This window comes from Kordia sp. E (assembly GCF_056033805.1).
Genome location: NZ_JBRASR010000006.1, coordinates 17740 through 34960, shown reverse-complemented (window position 1 = coordinate 34960; position 17221 = coordinate 17740). Strand labels below are relative to the sequence as shown.

Sequence of the window (17221 nt, the reverse complement as noted above, 5' to 3'; positions counted from 1 at the left end):
CAATAATTCTTTATAATTATGGACTTGTCTTAGGTATTTTAAATAATTACGAATTTTCAACAACATAAGCGTTCCAATTATGATTACTAAAATTGCAAAGAAAATATACGCCAATATATTATAATTGATTTGTGGGATAAACACCCAGCTAACAAAGAATATAGCTGATAAACATGGGGAATATAAACTCAATTTTAAATACTTTAATGTAAGCCCGATATCTTCCTTTTTTAGTAAAATAGATATGATAACAAACATTCCTATTGCCAAGAACAGTAAACTACTATGCGTCCCTACCGAATACAAAAAACGATGCACACTAGTATAGCCAAAAAACTTATCTTCTAAAGGTTTATCGTGTACTATTACATGAACAAAGGGTAATACACCACTTAGAATAATAAGTATATTACCCAAAAGTTCATAAGTGAAAATCTTAGTAGGATTTTTAATTTCCTCTTGTAGTTGGTGTTTCGACTTTGTCTTTATCAATTCCGAAGTGTTCTGTTTCATTTTCTACGCTTGTCGGTGTGCATGCCATCATAGATATGCATGCAAAAATTGCAATTAATTTTCTCATGATTATAGGTTTTCTAATTAAAATTCAATAAGAAAATTACTATAATCTTTTTTTGATTCGCTATTACAAATAGATAATTAGCGGTTAGTTATAAAAATTATATAAAAGCTTAAGGGAAGTATAACAAAAGTAATAAAATGTTTACAATAGTACTATAGTAAAACCATAAAATAAAGATAGTTTGTAGAGAATCTAAAGTTATGCTTAGATATAAAAAAGAAAAGTATATTACGGTTTTCCTTAGAAATCAACGTTAATTAAAAAAACAAAAAGTGAAGCTTTGCAATATACTACAAGGCTTCACTTTTTGTTTTTAGTAAAATTTAATTAGTTTTTACAACCATTCTTATCACAATCAATTTTACTGTTACTACTTACCCAATGATGAGAATGTTCTGTTGTGTCAAAGCCACACCCTGTTGTTCCTCCTTTACTTCCGCTGTGTACTACTCCCGTTGGAGTATGTTTTACTGCCATGATTTTATTTTTTAGTGTTATATTACAAATCTAAATTCATTAGCATTTAAAACCTTGTGGAAATACACAACTGTATATGTTTTGACGTTTTTTAATTTAGTACGAAGTCCTTTATGATCTTATCCATGTTTGAAGGCAATATAGCCGTTTTAACTTCATATTTACTTACTTTCATTTTACGAAACCAATCAGTCCAGTATTTTAAAATAATGTCTTCTTCATATGGATTTTTTTTGTCTGGATTAATTCCTAAAACTAGAATTTCTAGTTTGTCTAAATTTTCGTTAGCAACAATAAATCCATAATCTTTTGAATTCATTTTGTCTTTCCAGTTATTATCATTGAGTTTATTTTTTCTAATTAATTGTGGAGTCAAATATGAAGTTTGATTGTCTTCTTTTAAGATTGTATTTTTATGATATATATAACCATCAGTAAGTATAACCAATATATTTCTATGATCTTCTAAAATGCAAAAATCATCTATTTTATTTTTAAAGAAACGCCATGTATCTGAACCTACATATGTGTTATCTTTAATTGCTGACTCATAAATATTTTGAGGTTTAGTGGCATATGCTTTTTTAATTTCTTCTAGTATTTCTAATGACACATTACTTCTATCTACTTCATATCGTAAAGATTGAGAGAGTTCATTTATATTTTGACTTTTAGGTTCTGGATCAAAGTATAATTGTATTTTATCATTCATACTTCTTACTTTCTTATTTTCAAGATGTGTAATAAAAACATCCGAAACTGACTTAATATAAGCTGCGTCTCTCAAATAAAATTCCATAGAAGCATTCGGATATTTTTTAGGATTTATTCTGTCTGATAAATCTAGTAGAAAGCTAATGTTTAAGTTTTGATTTTTTGTTGATACAGACTTTGCTGTATTAACTTTTAAATCTTCTTTTATAGTTTCCTTTTTCACATCGTTTTCGCATGACACAATAAACAATACTAAAATAGAAACAAGTATTCGTAGTTTTCTTTTCATGACTTAATTTTTAGTAAACACTAACTGTTGATGATTCATAACTTCATTTATTTGTAATTCTTGTAAGTGTATCTTTGAAACTTCTTCACAACGTTCTTTCAATTCATTTTTTTCTTTACCAGGAAGTGCTATTTCTGCATTTATTGCCTGATACCATCCTTCTTTGTACTGATAATGATAATGAAGATACTCTTTGACAGGAAATACAAAACCATCAATTTTTGATTGAAGTTCAGAGATACTACCATTAATTGATGTTATCTCTTGTTTAATAGTGTCCATTTTTAGTGTCAGTTTTTCTATTTTTTCTAACTCGTTTCTAATCTGTTGTTTTTTGTTTCTGATAAAGGATTTTATTTTGTCAACATTTTCATGCTCTTTCATTACAAAATCAAATACTACCCCCCAAATAATATATACTACAAACCCTGCAAATATGATTCCCCAAAAATTCACACTTTTTAAAGCAATAGAAGGGGAAAAACTCTCCCCAAGAACTCTTTCAAAATCGAATATTTTCTTTTCAATTAAATATGCTAGTATGACATCAAACATAAAAGTCAGTATAAATAATGCCGCAAGTTTTACAATCGACATTGCTTTTTTAATTTTTTGAAACATATGAATGAGGTATCCTAAGCCCATAAATACAAAAGGAATTGTTCCAACAAACAACGCTTCAAGCCATCCATCGGAAATTGCTTTCCCTAAAGCATTTCCATCAAATATTGCGGCTGTTAAACTATCACTTTCAAAATTCTTAAAAAATGACGAATAGGAAGCTGATATATAAAATACAAACAGATATATTGTAATTGGGAAGAGTAGCAATAACCCTATATAAAACTGAGCTTGTGGTCTTTTATCAGTGTCAATTCCATACTTATCAGGATGTTGCTTTACATTGATCATATCATGTTTATGCACATCAATATTTTCAATAATTTTTTGCTTTTGTTCTTCGTATATTGAAATAACAGTTTCTCTCTTTTTGAGTTCCGTTTGTTCTTTTTCTTGTTCTTCTACATACGGTTGTTTTAGAATTCTTTGTTCATTCAATTGTTTACGACATAAATTTTCAAAACTATTGTATAAATTCTTTAATCCAACACCAAATGTAATTGCTCCTCCAGAAGCCTTTTTAGCAGCTCCATAACCACTTTGGTAATATGTTATTCGCAGTTGTTCTCTAGCTTCTTCTGTGTTTTCACCTTCCAATGTCGAAGGTGAACTATCTTTTAGTTTAAATAAATTTTTTAGTGACTTCATTACTTAGGAATTAATTGCTTTTATAACTTCTTCTTTTGCCATGTTTTTCTTGGCACAGTCTATTAAATAGTCAACGATATCTATTATATTTTCATCAAGAAATCCAAACTTCTTACAATACTTTTTTAAAGCTATGTATTCATCATCTGTAACTTTCTTATCTGCCCAAACCATGAGTGCCAAATCATATAAATACTCAATTCTCTTTTCCAAAGATTCCGGAATCGAAGAATCATGTGATGGATTCAATAGAATATTGTTTAGTTGTTCTTTAGAAATTCCTCTTTCTTCTGCAAACTTATAGAGCATTTGCAACTCAAGAATATCAAATTCATCATCTGCAAAAGCTATTTGATAGAGTCTTAAAAAATGACTTTTTAATTCGTTTGTTATCATTTGGTATAGTTTTTAGAATTAACAATCACATTCATCTCTATCTACATATGTTTTGTTGCCATTACTATTTATGTAATAACAACCTCCTTCTGGTCCTTTCCAGAGTTGATTTCCATTATGAAACCCACATTTTATATCTACTTCGGTTGTAGTTCCGGTTGTAGCTTGTATTTCAGTTTCTGCTGTGTCATCAGAACTTGTGCAGGCTGATAAGCTTACAAAACCGATTGTAATTAGTATTATGATTAGTTTTTTCATTCGTTAAAATATTTTATTGATTAATTAGTGTTGCCAGCATCTTCCACTAGCATTTTTAGTTTTTCGTTTACATCTTCTTCCCGATTTTGTTCGTCCAGAACATTGAACAAAATAGTTTCTTTTAATTGATATTGAATTTTTACCTTTTGGCTTACTAGAAATTGTTTGAATTATGGAATCATTGACTTTTGTAGTCTTTAATTTGGGCTTGCATACTTTACAAGCCTTGTAACCGAAAGAAAGCGCTTTAGCGAGCTTTATTTCTTTTTTTGAATACTTTAAGTATTTACAATAAGACCTATGATACTTTTTTCCTGTTTTAGTGGTATATACTGTCTGTGATATTGCACTTGAAAACGTTAGAGATAACAGAATAAAAATGATGTAGCGAATTGGTTTCATAACTATTTCGAAATAAAAAACAATATGTAATCAATAATTTATTCTTGTTTCAACAAGATAATTTTTTCTTTACCTAGCTTAAATGCATTCAATAAAGGTTCATAAGTTTTAAAAAATATAGTACCATCATTCCCAGAATCTAATTTCATATACCATACAATTTTATTTTTATTTACATAATAACCTATTTGCAATTCATCATCACTTATAAATTTATTTTCCAAATAATTAGCCTTTGTAGAAATATCCTTAGTAGTTTGTGTTTGCAAAGCAATTAAGGCTTTTTGAATTTCAACAATGTCTTCATATGCAATTGAAGATGTTACTGAACTGTACTTTCCTTTGTTAGAAATTTGAAGAAAGTATTTGATTTCACTTCCTGATATTATTTTTCTGATTTTTGACTCACAAGTATTGTATGTAGTCTTCAAACTTGGTAAGTCAAAATCTTCAAACTTGATAATAACACCTTTTTTAGAAACAAAATCTAGCATTTTAGATTCCCTAGATTCTTGTGTCTGAGCTAGTGTGAAATTGCTATTCAATACGGCAATTAGTATAATCAATATTATTCTTAGGTCTTTCATTTTTATATTTTTTGTGAGTATATATTAATTATTCATTTCATTGCATGGGAAATCATACTTGCACAATATGTCTTTCTCTATTTTTTCTCTTTCTTTTTCAGAAGAGCATAGATAAATTGAAATACAGTTTACTTCATGTTCTTCAAAGCATTCCTGCTTATGGTGATCATTAAATCGTGTAGATAAATCCCCTGTAATTCCTAAGTAGATTGGTGTATGACTATTATCAATTACTCTACTAATAAAATATATAGCTCCAAGAGCCTTAAAACTTGTTCCCCAAGGATAAACATCAAATTGGTATTTTTCCCCTGAACACCCTTCTAAATTGATTGTGCCTAATTTTGCCATTTTATAATCTTTTTAAGTTTTATAGTCCAAACTTAATCTGATTATGAATCAATCACTTGTGGAAATCCACGGTCGTAAAAAATAAAGGGAAAAGAAATTAGATAAGATCTAAGCTTTGAGCAAGGTAAATAAGCTGCGAAGTGGTAGTTGCATTAAAATTATCGCGAAGTCTACTCAGACGATCTTCTATAGAACGTCTACTATTAGGTGATATATTTCTGGATTTAAAATATTCTGAAATATCATCCTGTTTATATCCATTAGCAACTAATTGAAGTAATTGTTTTTCAAAATCATCTAGTTGAAAAACATTTTTTTGTTCTAGAGTAGCCTTTGCTACTGGACATATATATTGTTGTCCTTCACTAATAGCTAATATCGCGCTATGAAGTTCTTTTAAACCGTGAAGACCTTTACATACGTATCCTTCAATATTGACTTCATTTAAAAGGTCTTTAATAACACTTTGTTGGTTATTAACAGAGAAGGCAATAATTTTTATACTGGGTTGTATTTCTTTTATCGATGCTATAAGTTCTTCTCCTGAATTAATTTTAGGGTTTGGAGTTGAAGCTACAAAGGACAAATCACTAATGAGTAGATCAAAAGGTTTCTTTTCATGCAACCCTTTTTTAATTTTTAATAATGCTCCATCACAAGATTGTGAAGATTCTACTATTTCAATCTCTAAATCATTCAATTTAGCAACTAAGCCAACATTATTACTATCTGTATCTTCTGCTACTAAGATCTTTTTAAATACCATATTATAAATTTTACGCGATAAATCGTATTTCTGCTTTAAATCCCTCATTAGGATTGGTGTCAAATGTAATAGTTCCCTTTATTTCGTCCATGCGGTTTTCCACATTATGCAAACCATTCTTAGAAAGAAGAGTTGCTTCTGCTCCTTTACCATTATCTACATATTTTATAACGATATAGCGCTTATACTTAGTAAATGTAACTGCCACTAAAGAAGCTTCGCTATGCTTTTTCATATTGGTTAGTAGTTCTTGAAGTACTCTGTATAATTGTTCTTTTTTTAATGGAGCAACAGTTTCCCAAAAATCAGGCGTAATTTCATTCGTAACAATTTTGATAGTATCATTTCCAAAGGAATTCAATAAAGCAAGTAATTCATCATGATATGCGGTTCCTGTATCAATATTGGTATACTTTTTTGAAATGTCTCTAGCTTTTACATATATATCACTCAATCCATTTAAAACTTTCAATCCTTCTTTTTCAAACAAAGAAGCAGGATTTGATTGTATTTGATTCATTAAATAAAAGATGTCATTACCAAGTTCGTCATGTACCTTTTTAGAAAAATCACGTTCAGTTTTATGAACCAGTTCTATAGTATGTCGTTTATTGCGGTTGCGTTGAAGTATGATAAGGAAAATGGATACTACAAATATCAAACCTCCTAAAAAGGCAAACAATAAAGCTTTTCTTTCTTGTTTCTTTTTCTCTAGTTTTTCTTTCAATATTGCACTTTCAAACTTTTTAGAACTATCATATTGTAACATTGCATATTTATTATTCTCTGATGATTTTATTCTATAGAGACTGTCACTTAACTTTTTATACTCTCTAACTTTTGGATCTATGTTAAATTCTATTAACATGCCTAGTGCTTTCTCTCTAAAATCAGGTGTTTTTATTTTTAGACTGAGTTGGTAAGCTTTATTTGCATACAATTTTGAGAGCGAATCATTTTTTTGATTCTTATAGTATTTCATCAGCTTTTGATAACTCGCAAAAATTTCAGTATTAGTTCCCACTTCCTGACGAAGTTTTAATCCTTTTTTTATAAACTCTAAACCTAAAGAACTGCTATCTAATCTAGTATATACATATCCTATATTATCAAGTATTCTAGCCTGTTCAAGTGTATCTTTAAATTTAGGAAAAAGATGATATGCGTTTAATAATTCTTTTTTAGCTTTGATATATTCTTCAAAGTCTTTATAAATATTAGATTTATTATTAAAAATTATTGCACTGTCTAAAGGAGAACTAGCTTTTTGCAATGCCCTATCGTATAATTCAATTGCTTTCACTTTATTTCTTTGTGCTCTGTAAATATTTCCTAACAAGTTTAGAACTGATCGTTGATATTGTGTTTTATAATTTGAATTGGGAAGTAAATCAATTTCTTTTAGAATAGATACTAGAAGATTTTCTGCTTCTATGGAGTTTCCCATATTTTTCTCAATACTTGCAAGGTTGTACTTAAAATAAAGTACATAGGGATCATCTTCTTTTGTAGTTTTAAGTTTTGCTTCAAAAAAGGCTTTTGCTTTTTTTAACTCATCAACAGTTTTAAAATTTTGAACTTTATCAACATAATATGGAATACTATCATTAATGTTTTGCCCAAATATCTTTCCGTTAGTTAGAAATAAAAAGCTAACTATTACAACAAAAAAGAGGAATGAATTTGTATTATTTTTCATTCCTCTAAAATACTAATTTATGATCTAATACTATCCTCCAATTCCATCTCCTGGCGGTGGCGGTGGCGGAGGTGGTGGTATTTCACCTTCATCTCCACAACATGCTTGAATTACAGTTGTTTCATTTAATGCTTCTGGAGTACATGATTGAAATCCTATAATGTGGAAAACCACGAGTATAATAAAATATATTTTCTTCATTTTGTTTTGTTTAAAAATTTGACATTAGTGTGGCTGTCCGAAGTTGTTGTTCAGATACTTATTGCAGACTAGCCGCACGCTAAAAATGTGGAGACGTCTCTCCGATTTTGGGAAGTGGAAGCTTAAAAGCAAAAGAGGTAATATCACTTCCCACGTGTAATACAACTTTAGCTTATAGCTTCATTAAGATTTAATGTCGCAAACCTTATTGCGAGTAAGGCATCATTAAATTCTGAAGCAAATGAACAAACAAAATGAAAGAAAACTGTCAACACAAAATGCTCAATATGTAATCAATTATGTATAAACATTGATGAGCATATTATGTGTAATTCATGTTGAACTTATGATAAACACTAACATCAACTTTTATGAGAGAAAAACTATTCTTAGAAGCATTTAAAAAAGCTGAACAACAAAGTGGAAAGACTACAAAAAATGGGATTGCTTCGCATTTAGAGAAAGCATTTGATGAGAAACTTAAATTTCCTACAAGTAAGATTACGTTTTCTCGTTACTATGAGCAATTTGTTGAAAAAAGTACTGAGCGTGACAAGAACCCTAGTACTGAATTATTAAGCGCAGTAGCAAAATATTTAGAATACAATACTTATGAAGATTTTGTGAAAAAGAATGAAATACAACAACCTCCTACTATTAGCACAAATGATGATTCAACAACTATTAGTATTCTAAAAAAATATAAAGACTATGCTATTGTTGTGTTTATCCTAATTGTAACCTATTCCATTTTTGAACTTACTGAACAACGTTGGATGATTTGGAATGAAACTGAATTTATAGAAGTAAATTTTGATTTAAACAAATATGATTTCAATCAATTAAAAATTTATGATGCATATAAAATCGAGCATTTCAAAAGAATAAATGCAAACTGTGATTCGACAAAATTCTTCAAACCAGATGGAACTGCAAATATTTGGTATCAAAAGAATAAAAAAAGAGAACTCGAATATTTTACTGAACTAGACTATCACCCAGAAACAGGCAAAGCTCTAAAACCAATTAGCGATCATATTATAGATAAATATATCTGTAATAAAGATTCGTTAAACCTCCTTGATAAATAATTATAAAACACATACAATGAAAAAAAAGAAAAACGGTAAAGGTTGTTTAATTGCAATTGGAGTTATTATTCTAATAATGATTATTGGAAATCTTTTGCCAGAAACAAAAGAAGATAATGACTTAGAAACTAAAAAAGACTTCTATTCAAAAGCCAAATTTGAATATAGATATAAAGATTATTCAAAAGCCTTAACATTCATTAATGAAGCCATACATGAAGATAGTACCAATTCGGAATACTATGAGTTTAGAGGGAAAATTTTGTATGAATTACAAGATACTTTACACAGTAAAGAAGATTTCAAACGTACTCTAACATTTGCTAAGACCGATTCTTTAAAAAACGTTCGAATACAGGAATTAATCAATTGGGATTTACAACATGGAGAAAAAGAAAAAGCAAAGGAATTACTCAGAGAAGAAATAAAACTTTATAAAAATGATTCCTTAAAACATATAGAAATCATGGAATATGCTGCTGAGAAGTATTTAACCATTGGTGATACGCTTGAAACTATCAATCTCTATTTACAACTCAGCAAAGAGTATAAACACACAGGCACGTTTTATAATAAGGTTGGAGTTTTATATTCTCGAATGCATAAAAATAAAAGTGCATTGTCTCAGTTTAAAAAAGCCGTTAAAGCAGAACCCAATAATGATATGTTTTTATACAACTTAGGTATTGGTTATTTGAATAGAGGAAGCAAAAGAAGTGCAAAATCACATCTTAAAAAAGCTGCAGAATTAGGTCATAAAGACGCTTGTCATGAATATAGAGAACTCAGTGCTAAAACACGTTATTATCAGCAATCAAAGTGTTGCGATGGTACTACAAGTTCTGCTACTGGTAGAGGTGCATGTTCTCATCATGGTGGTGTGTGTAGAATTCTTAATATTCCATACAAAGTTTATACAGTTGAATGCAATTAAAAATTTAGAATTATTGACCCTAAAAAAATAGAACATGAAAAAAATAATTGGAATTATCTTAATAATCGTAAGCTTTTTAATGAATTCTTATGGAGTACTAGTATTAGCTGCATCTGAATTTGACAAGATGAAGTATTTTCAGAGGAATGAGTTAAAGTCAACAGGTTTCATAGTATTATTCATAAGCATAATCCTTTTTATCATAGGATTATTTCTTATTTATCTAAATCAAGAAAGTATAGGAAAATGGAAATGGAGCTTTCTAATTTGAAGTATGCTCAAGAAAAAGGAATGTAATTAAATACCTTTTTCATAAAGATTTAATTGAGTTTTTTATAAATAATCATTGGAGTTTCATCAAAGTTTTGGCAAATATTTCATGAAATTTTAATTAGTTTTTCATGAAATTTCTGCATTTTTTGGTCAAAGTTATTTGTGACTTCATGTAGATGTTCATCGAAGTTTCGTCAAACTTCTATTCAACATTTGATAAAAGTTTAATTGTTTTTTCTGAAGTTTTACTTGAATATTTGTCAAACTTTCAACTAATATTTAAAGTAGCTTGAAATAGTATTTTTTTTAAATTCATGATACAGATTTAAGTAGATTTAAGAATATCTTCATTCTTACCATTCAAAATTACTTTATAGAATTGATTAAACAATTTTGATTTTCCTAGTTTTCGTATTCTTTTTTCAGAATACAAGCATTCTGTAAACTGCATATTGACAGTAAGTACTGTAAAAGAGGAAGTTTGCTACTACCTCTTTAAGAACAAGTTTAAAAAACGGCTGTATTATTACTACTTCCTTAAGAGGGAGTTTTTAATATGAGTGAATTTGTTACTACTCCTTAAGCAAGGAGTTTCATGGAATGAATGAGTTTGTTGCTCGTCCTTTAGGGAGTAGTTCCTGCTTCCTAAAGAACAAGTTTTATATTCTAGCTACTTCCTTAACCAGGAGTTTTAATACGAGTGAATTTGTTACTACTTCTTAAGAGAGGAGTTTTTAAGCATTTGAAGAAAAACGACATCATAAATCATTCAATGCAAAAACGTAAAATTGTTCTGATTCCAATCTTGATTTTTTATACCATTTTATTTATTTACGATAAACACATAAACACATAAACACATAAACACATAAACACATAAACACATAAACTCGGCATGAATGTTTGATGAATAATGTGTGAACTTTTTATGAAATTTCTATGAAAAATAATCCAACACTACTGAAAATTTCTTAGAAGTTTCATGAAAATTTTCATTCTTTTTATATGAATATTTCTCGAAATTTTGAGAATAATTCGTTTAGTTTTTTTACATAATTAATTATAACTCACTGAATGTTAATCGATTGATATTTTTTTTAAAAATAAAAATTTTATTTCTTGTGTAGAAAAGCATTTTTCAATCAATTTTAAAAGATTCTGAAATTATTCATTATTTAGATAAGCCATTTAGCCAAGCATGTGTATAGATGATGACTTCTCTAAAATAAAATTCATATAAAGAAAACATAAATGTTTGATAAATAAAACGTCAACCTTTTATAAAAGAAATATATAAGTAGCAATGCTAAAGCCATAAATAAATATCAATGGCTTTTTCTTTTTTTGAATATTCCAAATCTTTTTACGTCGCGAGTGACAAAAGTGTACAAATGATATTCAAGCAATTCATTTCATATTTGTATTGAAAGTAGGTTTAGAGACCTTATGCGCTTTCAAATTGACGATCAAAGTTTAGAGAGTTTGTGTCACGTTAAATTAATTATAAGCCAAACTAGAATAGGGTATTCCAATTAGTAAACTAAATTATGTATGCAAAAGAATAGAACAAGAAAAAGACGACGATCTATAACAGATCAATTAGATATTAAATCAATACCAAAAATAGCAAAACCAATTATAAAGATAAAAGAAGTTTTAAAGCATCCTATTACAAAAGTTGTAATTATTGGAGCTTCAATTTATGGATTCCTTTATATCTCTAAGCATTTTATAAATGGATACGCTGAACTTGTAAAAGCAACTCGCAACTTAAAAAATGCTCGTAGAAATTAACTAGCCATCCTTATCCGTTTATAAACACGCATATACATAATTCATTACTTTTTTTCAACTAAACTTTGTGATTGTTTAAACGTATTGAAAATTAAAATAGCTAAAAAGTTGAACAAAACTCGACCATAACCTACCGAATACTACCAGTACTATTTTTTTCTTTAGAACCTTTACATGAGTATAGGTATAAGTTTAAAAATAATGATATAGAAATTAATAATTCCCTTAAAATTAAAATTGTAAGATTTTAACTATTAATTAATAGCGATGCAGTTGCCAAGTCTTTTATTTTTTTGTACTATAGAAGATATGATTTTTAGAAATTTTACAAGAATTAAAATGGGAATTACAAATTGTTGCTCTTTACTAGCAACAATGTATGATAAGATAGTTCCTTTATATGAAGATTTCAAAAGACATAAAAACATTAAAAGTTATCACTATCGAAGAGTTAAAAGCTTTCGATGGTTTTGCTGATGTGTCTAATGAAGAAGCAAGTCATATTATTAATACTTTAAAAGAATTATCACTATTAACGCATAACATCGTTACAAACTATGAGCAATCTGAATCAGTTTCAAAGTTTCGCAAAGCAGAATAAGCAAAAAATTATTCGTAATAATAATGCGGTGATCTACACAAGAGTTTCAGGATCGAAGCAAGAAGACAATACCAGTTTAGAAAGTCAAAATATACAATGTACTTCATACGCATCACGTTTGAAACTAAATATCTCATCTTATTTTGGAGGCACGTATGAAAGTGCTAAAACTGATGATCGTAAAGAATTTTCTAAAATGATAACCTATGTCAAGCGAAATAAAATATCGTTTATCATCGTGTATAGTATAGATCGTTTTTCAAGAGCAGGTGCGAGTGCTATTGCTACTGTAGAGGAATTAAAGAAAATAGGAATTCATGTATTATCTGTAACACAACCTGTAGATGTAGAAACATCCACAGGAACATTCTTTCAAAATTTAAATCTATTATTTAGTAAGTATGATAATGACCAAAGAAGAGATAAGACAGTTATGGGAATGCGTCAACGTCTATTAAATGGTTATTGGATGGGAAAAGCTCCTTTGGGATATGTAAACGCTAGAGATAAAAATAATACACCTATTATTGTCCAAGATAAAAACGCCTTAACAATAAAGAATATATTTCTTTGGAAAGTAAATGAAGGACTCACAAATACACAAATTATTGAACGTCTTAAAAAACATGGTATAAAAATGTTTCGACAACATATTACTAAAATTTTCAAGAATCCTGTGTATTGCGGATTGATTGCACATAACTTATTAGACGGAGAAATAATAGAAGGGAAACATCCTGCAATTGTATCTAAAGAAATGTTTTTAAGGGCTAGTGGTTTACAATTAAACAATCCACATAATTACAAACAACATAAAGCAAATACTAACTTACCTCTAAAAGGTGGGTTTGTGAAGTGTGATAAATGTAATAGAGCACTAACAGGTTACGTGGTTAAGAAAAAGAACATACATTATTATAAATGTGGAACAAAAGGATGTTGTACTAATAAAAGTGCTAAAGGCTTGAACAATCAATTCGCAGATATTTTAAATACATACAGAATAGAAAAAAAAATGATTGCTCCTTTAAAAAAACAATTGAAGAATACATTTGAATACTTCACGAGTTCAAATAAAGATAATACAGCAAGCTTAAAATACAATTTAAAAGCAACGAATGAGAAATTAGAAAAAATAGAGGAGCGTTACGCTATTGGAGAAATTGATGGTAGACTCTATGAAAAGTTTTCAAGTAAATACAAAGAAGAAATAAAAGAGATCGAGCAAGAAATCAAAAAAACGAGTTTAGAAAAGTCGAACCTAGATAATTACATTGAAAAATCGTTGCAGTTATCGTGTAACTTGCATAATATCTGGAATTTAGGAAGTTACACGGAAAAACAGAAGTTACAAAACTTGTTATTCCCTCATGGAATCTTATATAATAAGGAAAATGATAGTTGTCGAACCACAAAACCAAATAGCGTATTGAAACTAATAAGCTCACTATCAATTGTTTTTGATAAAAATAAAAAAGGACAAAAAAACAAAAATGTTAGTTTGTCCCATTCAGTACCGAAGATGGGAGTCGAACCCACACGCTCTAATGAACACATGGCCCTCAACCATGCCTGTCTACCAGTTCCAGCACTTCGGTGTGTACTTTATAAGTTTATAGTAAATATAAAACAAAAAAGTTAAGCGATTGCTTAACTTTTGTGACCTGGCTGGGGCTCGAACCCAGGACCCTCTCCTTAAAAGGGAGATGCTCTACCAACTGAGCTACCAGGTCTAAGACCTTCGTTATTTTATATTTTGTGACCTGGCTGGGGCTCGAACCCAGGACCCTCTCCTTAAAAGGGAGATGCTCTACCAACTGAGCTACCAGGTCATTCATAAATTAACTGTAATTAATTCCTTGAATGCGGGTGCAAATATAACATCATAATTTTATTTTTCAAGCGTTTTTTAATATATTTTTATCTTTTTTTTTCTGATTTTTGTAAGCGCTTAAAAATAAATATATTATAATACTGAAATGATGATTATACTTTTAGGATATATGGCAAGTGGAAAGAGTTCTGTTTCTAAATTATTAGGAAAAGAATTAAAACTTCCTGTGATTGATTTAGACACGTATATAGAGGAAAAAGAAGAAACTTCTGTTCGTGAAATTTTTGAATCGAAAGGAGAAATCTATTTTCGATTGAAAGAACATCAACATTTAAAAGAGATTTTAAATAGAAAAGAAGATGTTATCATCTCTTTAGGTGGAGGAACACCTTGTTATGCGAATAATATGAATTTAATTCATGAATACACACAACATACGTTCTATCTGCAGACATCTATTCCTGAAATTATCAATAGAGTAAAGGATGAAAAAGCAACACGCCCATTGATTAGTGCTATTGCAGATGAAGATTTACCAGAATTTATTGGAAAACATCTATTTGAACGTAATATATTCTATCAACAAGCAACACATTCTATTTTTACTGATAAGAAGACGATTGCTATGTTAGTGGATGAAATAAAAGATACTTTAAATTAAAAAAGCTTTGCTCTGATCTTCTTCAAAAACAACATCAATATGCTCTTGAATAGATGTAGATAATGAAATTCCTTTAAAATCAGCTTTTATAGGATACTTTTTGTGATTTCTATTGACAAGTACCGCAGTTTTAAAATTCTTCAAAGGAACGTCTAAAAAGTGCTTTACACCGTAAATTAATGTGGTTCCTGAATTCAATACATCGTCAATCAATACCAAAGGCTTATTAATGTATTGTTCTTTGGTTAATGAAGTTGTTACGGTTTGCAAAGGTTCTTGCTTGTTAATCATTACTTCACAAAGTGTAATTGTTGCCGAAGTGATTTTCTCTAATTCAGTTTTAATCTTTTTTGCAAAGACAAATCCATTTTTGGCAATTCCGGCTACAATGATTTCTTCCTCATTGACATTAGATTCTAGGATTTGATATGCAATTCGACGTGTTTTGTGTTGAATTTGTTGATGATTCAATATAATATTTCCCGTAACAGTCATGACTTCAAAAATTTAAGGCTAAAATTAAGAATTACTTTGGTCTTCATCAAGATTATCCTCTAGATAATCATCAATTTCTCTACGATCTTTTTTGGTAGGTCGCCCAGTTCCTTGTTTACGATAATGATCTTTTGCATGTTTCAATAACTCTAAATGTTCAAAATTTTCTTTCGGAGTTGTATTCACTCTATAAATATCAACCAATTTAGCGCCTACACGATTTGGAGGAATGTCCAATACGGTTAAATGATAATGGACTTGGTTTTTTCGTACAATAATTTTATCCGTAGGATATACATCTCTCGATGGTTTTACAACGGCATCATTAATTCGCACATGACCTTTCTTACAGGCTGTTGTGGCTATGTTTCGTGTCTTAAAATAACGTACACACCAAAGGTATTTATCTATCCTCATATAAAAACTCTAAAAACTACGTTAAAGAAGATACAAAAGTAGGATAAAATTGTATCTTGCAAGCCAAAATTTAAAAAACAATGATGAAGTTTATAAAATTTACATCCCTAATGATAATCGTAAGTACGGTTATATTTTCGTGTAAAAATGATGATGATGATGGAGCTACTATTCAGTTAAGAGATAGAGGCGAGCAACAAGTTGAAGATGCTGCAGATTTGACAGAATTCTTAAACACACATTTTTATAATTATGATGAATTCGATTTTACGAATCCTGATAGTGCTGTAAATGATACATTTCAGATGACTTTTGGTAAAATTGAAGGAGCAAATGCTGGCAAAACACCATTAAGTAGTCAAATAGAAACAAGAACAATCACGTATTTTGATGTAGAATACACATATTATGTATTAAAATTGCGTCAAGGTGGTGGAAAATCATATTCAAATTCAGATGCTGTAAGTTTAACATATAGAGGTCAAATATTAGATTTGTCAACGTTTGATTATAGAATAACACAACAAGCTCTTGGATTAGTAGGTACTGTAAAAGGATTTCAAGTTGGTATCGCTGAATTTAGTGCAGCAGAAGATATTGTAGAAGGTACAGGAGGATTTTTAAATGCTAGAAATGGTGGAATAGGAGCTATATTCTTTCCTTCTGGATTAGGATATTTTGGAACATTTCAAACAGGAATTCCAACATATTCTCAATTAATTTTCTCTTTCAATATATTTGATGTGCAATTTCAAGATGATGATAATGATGGATTGATATCTTCAATGGAAGATATAGATGGTGATGATGATGTAACGAATGATGATTCAGATGGAGATGGAACTCCTAATTTCATAGACCCTGATGATGATGGAGATGGAACATTTACTGTAAATGAAATAGGTCAAAATACTTATACAGTAAACCTAGGAGATATGGAACCTGTATTAGCAGCGAACGAAGTTGAAAAAACAAGAGATACAGATGATAGTGGTGTTATAACTATTACAACAGTAGTATTTACAGATACTGACGGAGATGGAATTCCAGATTATTTAGATGTAAACTAACACACTATAAAACTTAATAAAAACAAAAAGCACTTCTATATAGAAGTGCTTTTTTTATGGTA

Annotated in this window: 19 protein-coding genes, 3 tRNA genes and 1 pseudogene; 7 read left to right on the top strand and 16 right to left on the bottom strand. The window is 29.3% G+C overall.

Annotated elements, in window-relative coordinates; all coding sequences use genetic code 11:
• Positions 1-448: 448 nt before the first annotated feature.
• The 11 genes from ACUUYC_RS22155 to ACUUYC_RS22105 form a co-directional block, all read right to left on the bottom strand.
• Entirely contained in the window at positions 449-580 is a 132-nt protein-coding gene (locus tag ACUUYC_RS22155) for a hypothetical protein (protein WP_474269486.1), read from the bottom strand.
• Between the two features lie 327 nt (positions 581-907).
• Positions 908-1057, bottom strand: a complete 150-nt coding sequence (locus ACUUYC_RS22150) for a hypothetical protein (RefSeq protein WP_474269484.1) — start codon at positions 1055-1057, stop codon at positions 908-910.
• Between the two features lie 91 nt (positions 1058-1148).
• Entirely contained in the window at positions 1149-2060 is a 912-nt protein-coding gene (locus ACUUYC_RS22145) for a hypothetical protein (protein WP_474269482.1), read from the bottom strand.
• Positions 2061-2063: 3 nt separating this feature from the next.
• Entirely contained in the window at positions 2064-3329 is a 1266-nt protein-coding gene (locus tag ACUUYC_RS22140; protein ID WP_474269480.1) for an ABC transporter permease, read from the bottom strand.
• 3 nt (positions 3330-3332) lie between these two features.
• Positions 3333-3725, bottom strand: coding sequence for a hypothetical protein (locus ACUUYC_RS22135; RefSeq protein ID WP_474269478.1), 393 nt, complete (start codon positions 3723-3725; stop codon positions 3333-3335).
• Between the two features lie 18 nt (positions 3726-3743).
• Complete coding sequence (locus ACUUYC_RS22130; protein WP_474269476.1) at positions 3744-3983, bottom strand: hypothetical protein; 240 nt, start codon at positions 3981-3983, stop codon at positions 3744-3746.
• A gap of 440 nt (positions 3984-4423) precedes the next feature.
• Positions 4424-4972 (bottom strand): hypothetical protein, encoded by a 549-nt coding sequence (locus ACUUYC_RS22125; protein WP_474269474.1) that lies wholly within the window; start codon positions 4970-4972, stop codon positions 4424-4426.
• 24 nt (positions 4973-4996) lie between these two features.
• Positions 4997-5323, bottom strand: coding sequence for a GIY-YIG nuclease family protein (locus tag ACUUYC_RS22120; RefSeq protein ID WP_474269472.1), 327 nt, complete (start codon positions 5321-5323; stop codon positions 4997-4999).
• A 97-nt stretch (positions 5324-5420) separates the two neighbouring features.
• The gene (locus tag ACUUYC_RS22115; protein WP_474269470.1) at positions 5421-6137 is read right to left on the bottom strand and encodes a DNA-binding response regulator; all 717 of its coding nucleotides are present in this window, start codon (positions 6135-6137) and stop codon (positions 5421-5423) included.
• The gene (locus tag ACUUYC_RS22110) at positions 6100-7788 is read right to left on the bottom strand and encodes a tetratricopeptide repeat-containing sensor histidine kinase (protein WP_474269468.1); all 1689 of its coding nucleotides are present in this window, start codon (positions 7786-7788) and stop codon (positions 6100-6102) included. The genes ACUUYC_RS22115 and ACUUYC_RS22110 overlap by 38 nt, the downstream gene beginning before the upstream one ends.
• A gap of 30 nt (positions 7789-7818) precedes the next feature.
• Complete coding sequence (locus tag ACUUYC_RS22105; RefSeq protein ID WP_474269467.1) at positions 7819-7989, bottom strand: hypothetical protein; 171 nt, start codon at positions 7987-7989, stop codon at positions 7819-7821.
• Between the two features lie 371 nt (positions 7990-8360).
• Here ACUUYC_RS22105 and ACUUYC_RS22100 point away from each other — a divergent pair, with 371 nt between their 5' ends.
• From ACUUYC_RS22100 to ACUUYC_RS22080, 5 genes and pseudogenes are all read left to right on the top strand, one after another.
• The gene (locus tag ACUUYC_RS22100; protein ID WP_474269465.1) at positions 8361-9080 is read left to right on the top strand and encodes a hypothetical protein; all 720 of its coding nucleotides are present in this window, start codon (positions 8361-8363) and stop codon (positions 9078-9080) included.
• A 16-nt stretch (positions 9081-9096) separates the two neighbouring features.
• Positions 9097-10014 carry a tetratricopeptide repeat protein gene (locus ACUUYC_RS22095; RefSeq protein ID WP_474269463.1) on the top strand — a complete coding sequence of 306 codons (918 nt, stop codon included), beginning with the start codon at positions 9097-9099 and terminating at the stop codon, positions 10012-10014.
• A 1824-nt stretch (positions 10015-11838) separates the two neighbouring features.
• On the top strand, positions 11839-12081 hold the full coding sequence (locus tag ACUUYC_RS22090) for a hypothetical protein (RefSeq protein ID WP_474269462.1): 243 nt from the start codon (positions 11839-11841) through the stop codon (positions 12079-12081).
• 400 nt (positions 12082-12481) lie between these two features.
• Positions 12482-12682 (top strand): hypothetical protein, encoded by a 201-nt coding sequence (locus tag ACUUYC_RS22085; RefSeq protein ID WP_474269460.1) that lies wholly within the window; start codon positions 12482-12484, stop codon positions 12680-12682.
• Positions 12639-13445, top strand: a pseudogene (locus tag ACUUYC_RS22080) (recombinase family protein); the annotation flags it as partial. The gene ACUUYC_RS22085 and the pseudogene ACUUYC_RS22080, both read left to right, overlap by 44 nt.
• A 751-nt stretch (positions 13446-14196) precedes the next feature.
• Here ACUUYC_RS22080 and ACUUYC_RS22075 read toward each other — a convergent pair.
• The 3 genes from ACUUYC_RS22075 to ACUUYC_RS22065 form a co-directional block, all read right to left on the bottom strand.
• Positions 14197-14280: transfer RNA gene (locus tag ACUUYC_RS22075), tRNA-Leu, on the bottom strand.
• 62 nt (positions 14281-14342) lie between these two features.
• Positions 14343-14415 (bottom strand) — tRNA-Lys (locus ACUUYC_RS22070).
• 26 nt (positions 14416-14441) lie between these two features.
• Positions 14442-14514 (bottom strand) — tRNA-Lys (locus ACUUYC_RS22065).
• A gap of 147 nt (positions 14515-14661) precedes the next feature.
• Between ACUUYC_RS22065 and ACUUYC_RS22060 the strand changes: the two genes are divergently transcribed.
• Positions 14662-15177 carry a shikimate kinase gene (locus ACUUYC_RS22060; RefSeq protein WP_474269458.1) on the top strand — a complete coding sequence of 172 codons (516 nt, stop codon included), beginning with the start codon at positions 14662-14664 and terminating at the stop codon, positions 15175-15177.
• On the opposite strand, the gene ACUUYC_RS22055 is transcribed toward ACUUYC_RS22060, so the two are convergent.
• Positions 15169-15672 (bottom strand): phosphoribosyltransferase family protein, encoded by a 504-nt coding sequence (locus ACUUYC_RS22055; RefSeq protein WP_474269457.1) that lies wholly within the window; start codon positions 15670-15672, stop codon positions 15169-15171. The two genes, ACUUYC_RS22060 and ACUUYC_RS22055, sit on opposite strands and share 9 nt — an antisense overlap.
• A 24-nt stretch (positions 15673-15696) precedes the next feature.
• The gene (locus ACUUYC_RS22050) at positions 15697-16089 is read right to left on the bottom strand and encodes an RNA-binding S4 domain-containing protein (RefSeq protein ID WP_474269456.1); all 393 of its coding nucleotides are present in this window, start codon (positions 16087-16089) and stop codon (positions 15697-15699) included.
• 80 nt (positions 16090-16169) lie between these two features.
• Between ACUUYC_RS22050 and ACUUYC_RS22045 the strand changes: the two genes are divergently transcribed.
• Positions 16170-17159, top strand: coding sequence for an FKBP-type peptidyl-prolyl cis-trans isomerase (locus tag ACUUYC_RS22045; RefSeq protein WP_474269454.1), 990 nt, complete (start codon positions 16170-16172; stop codon positions 17157-17159).
• Positions 17160-17221 lie beyond the last annotated feature (62 nt).

Coding starts and splice junctions, on each gene's coding strand:
- ACUUYC_RS22140 (WP_474269480.1), bottom strand. CDS start 3,329: ATGAAGTCACTAAAAAATTTATTTAAACTAAAAGATAGTTCACCTTCG.
- ACUUYC_RS22045 (WP_474269454.1), top strand. CDS start 16,170: ATGATGAAGTTTATAAAATTTACATCCCTAATGATAATCGTAAGTACG.
- ACUUYC_RS22060 (WP_474269458.1), top strand. CDS start 14,662: ATGATGATTATACTTTTAGGATATATGGCAAGTGGAAAGAGTTCTGTT.
- ACUUYC_RS22125 (WP_474269474.1), bottom strand. CDS start 4,972: ATGAAAGACCTAAGAATAATATTGATTATACTAATTGCCGTATTGAAT.
- ACUUYC_RS22105 (WP_474269467.1), bottom strand. CDS start 7,989: ATGAAGAAAATATATTTTATTATACTCGTGGTTTTCCACATTATAGGA.
- ACUUYC_RS22050 (WP_474269456.1), bottom strand. CDS start 16,089: ATGAGGATAGATAAATACCTTTGGTGTGTACGTTATTTTAAGACACGA.
- ACUUYC_RS22100 (WP_474269465.1), top strand. CDS start 8,361: ATGAGAGAAAAACTATTCTTAGAAGCATTTAAAAAAGCTGAACAACAA.
- ACUUYC_RS22135 (WP_474269478.1), bottom strand. CDS start 3,725: ATGATAACAAACGAATTAAAAAGTCATTTTTTAAGACTCTATCAAATA.
- ACUUYC_RS22115 (WP_474269470.1), bottom strand. CDS start 6,137: ATGAGGGATTTAAAGCAGAAATACGATTTATCGCGTAAAATTTATAAT.
- ACUUYC_RS22120 (WP_474269472.1), bottom strand. CDS start 5,323: ATGGCAAAATTAGGCACAATCAATTTAGAAGGGTGTTCAGGGGAAAAA.
- ACUUYC_RS22150 (WP_474269484.1), bottom strand. CDS start 1,057: ATGGCAGTAAAACATACTCCAACGGGAGTAGTACACAGCGGAAGTAAA.
- ACUUYC_RS22145 (WP_474269482.1), bottom strand. CDS start 2,060: ATGAAAAGAAAACTACGAATACTTGTTTCTATTTTAGTATTGTTTATT.
- ACUUYC_RS22095 (WP_474269463.1), top strand. CDS start 9,097: ATGAAAAAAAAGAAAAACGGTAAAGGTTGTTTAATTGCAATTGGAGTT.
- ACUUYC_RS22090 (WP_474269462.1), top strand. CDS start 11,839: ATGCAAAAGAATAGAACAAGAAAAAGACGACGATCTATAACAGATCAA.
- ACUUYC_RS22085 (WP_474269460.1), top strand. CDS start 12,482: ATGAAGATTTCAAAAGACATAAAAACATTAAAAGTTATCACTATCGAA.
- ACUUYC_RS22055 (WP_474269457.1), bottom strand. CDS start 15,672: ATGACTGTTACGGGAAATATTATATTGAATCATCAACAAATTCAACAC.
- ACUUYC_RS22110 (WP_474269468.1), bottom strand. CDS start 7,788: ATGAAAAATAATACAAATTCATTCCTCTTTTTTGTTGTAATAGTTAGC.
- ACUUYC_RS22130 (WP_474269476.1), bottom strand. CDS start 3,983: ATGAAAAAACTAATCATAATACTAATTACAATCGGTTTTGTAAGCTTA.
- ACUUYC_RS22155 (WP_474269486.1), bottom strand. CDS start 580: ATGAGAAAATTAATTGCAATTTTTGCATGCATATCTATGATGGCATGC.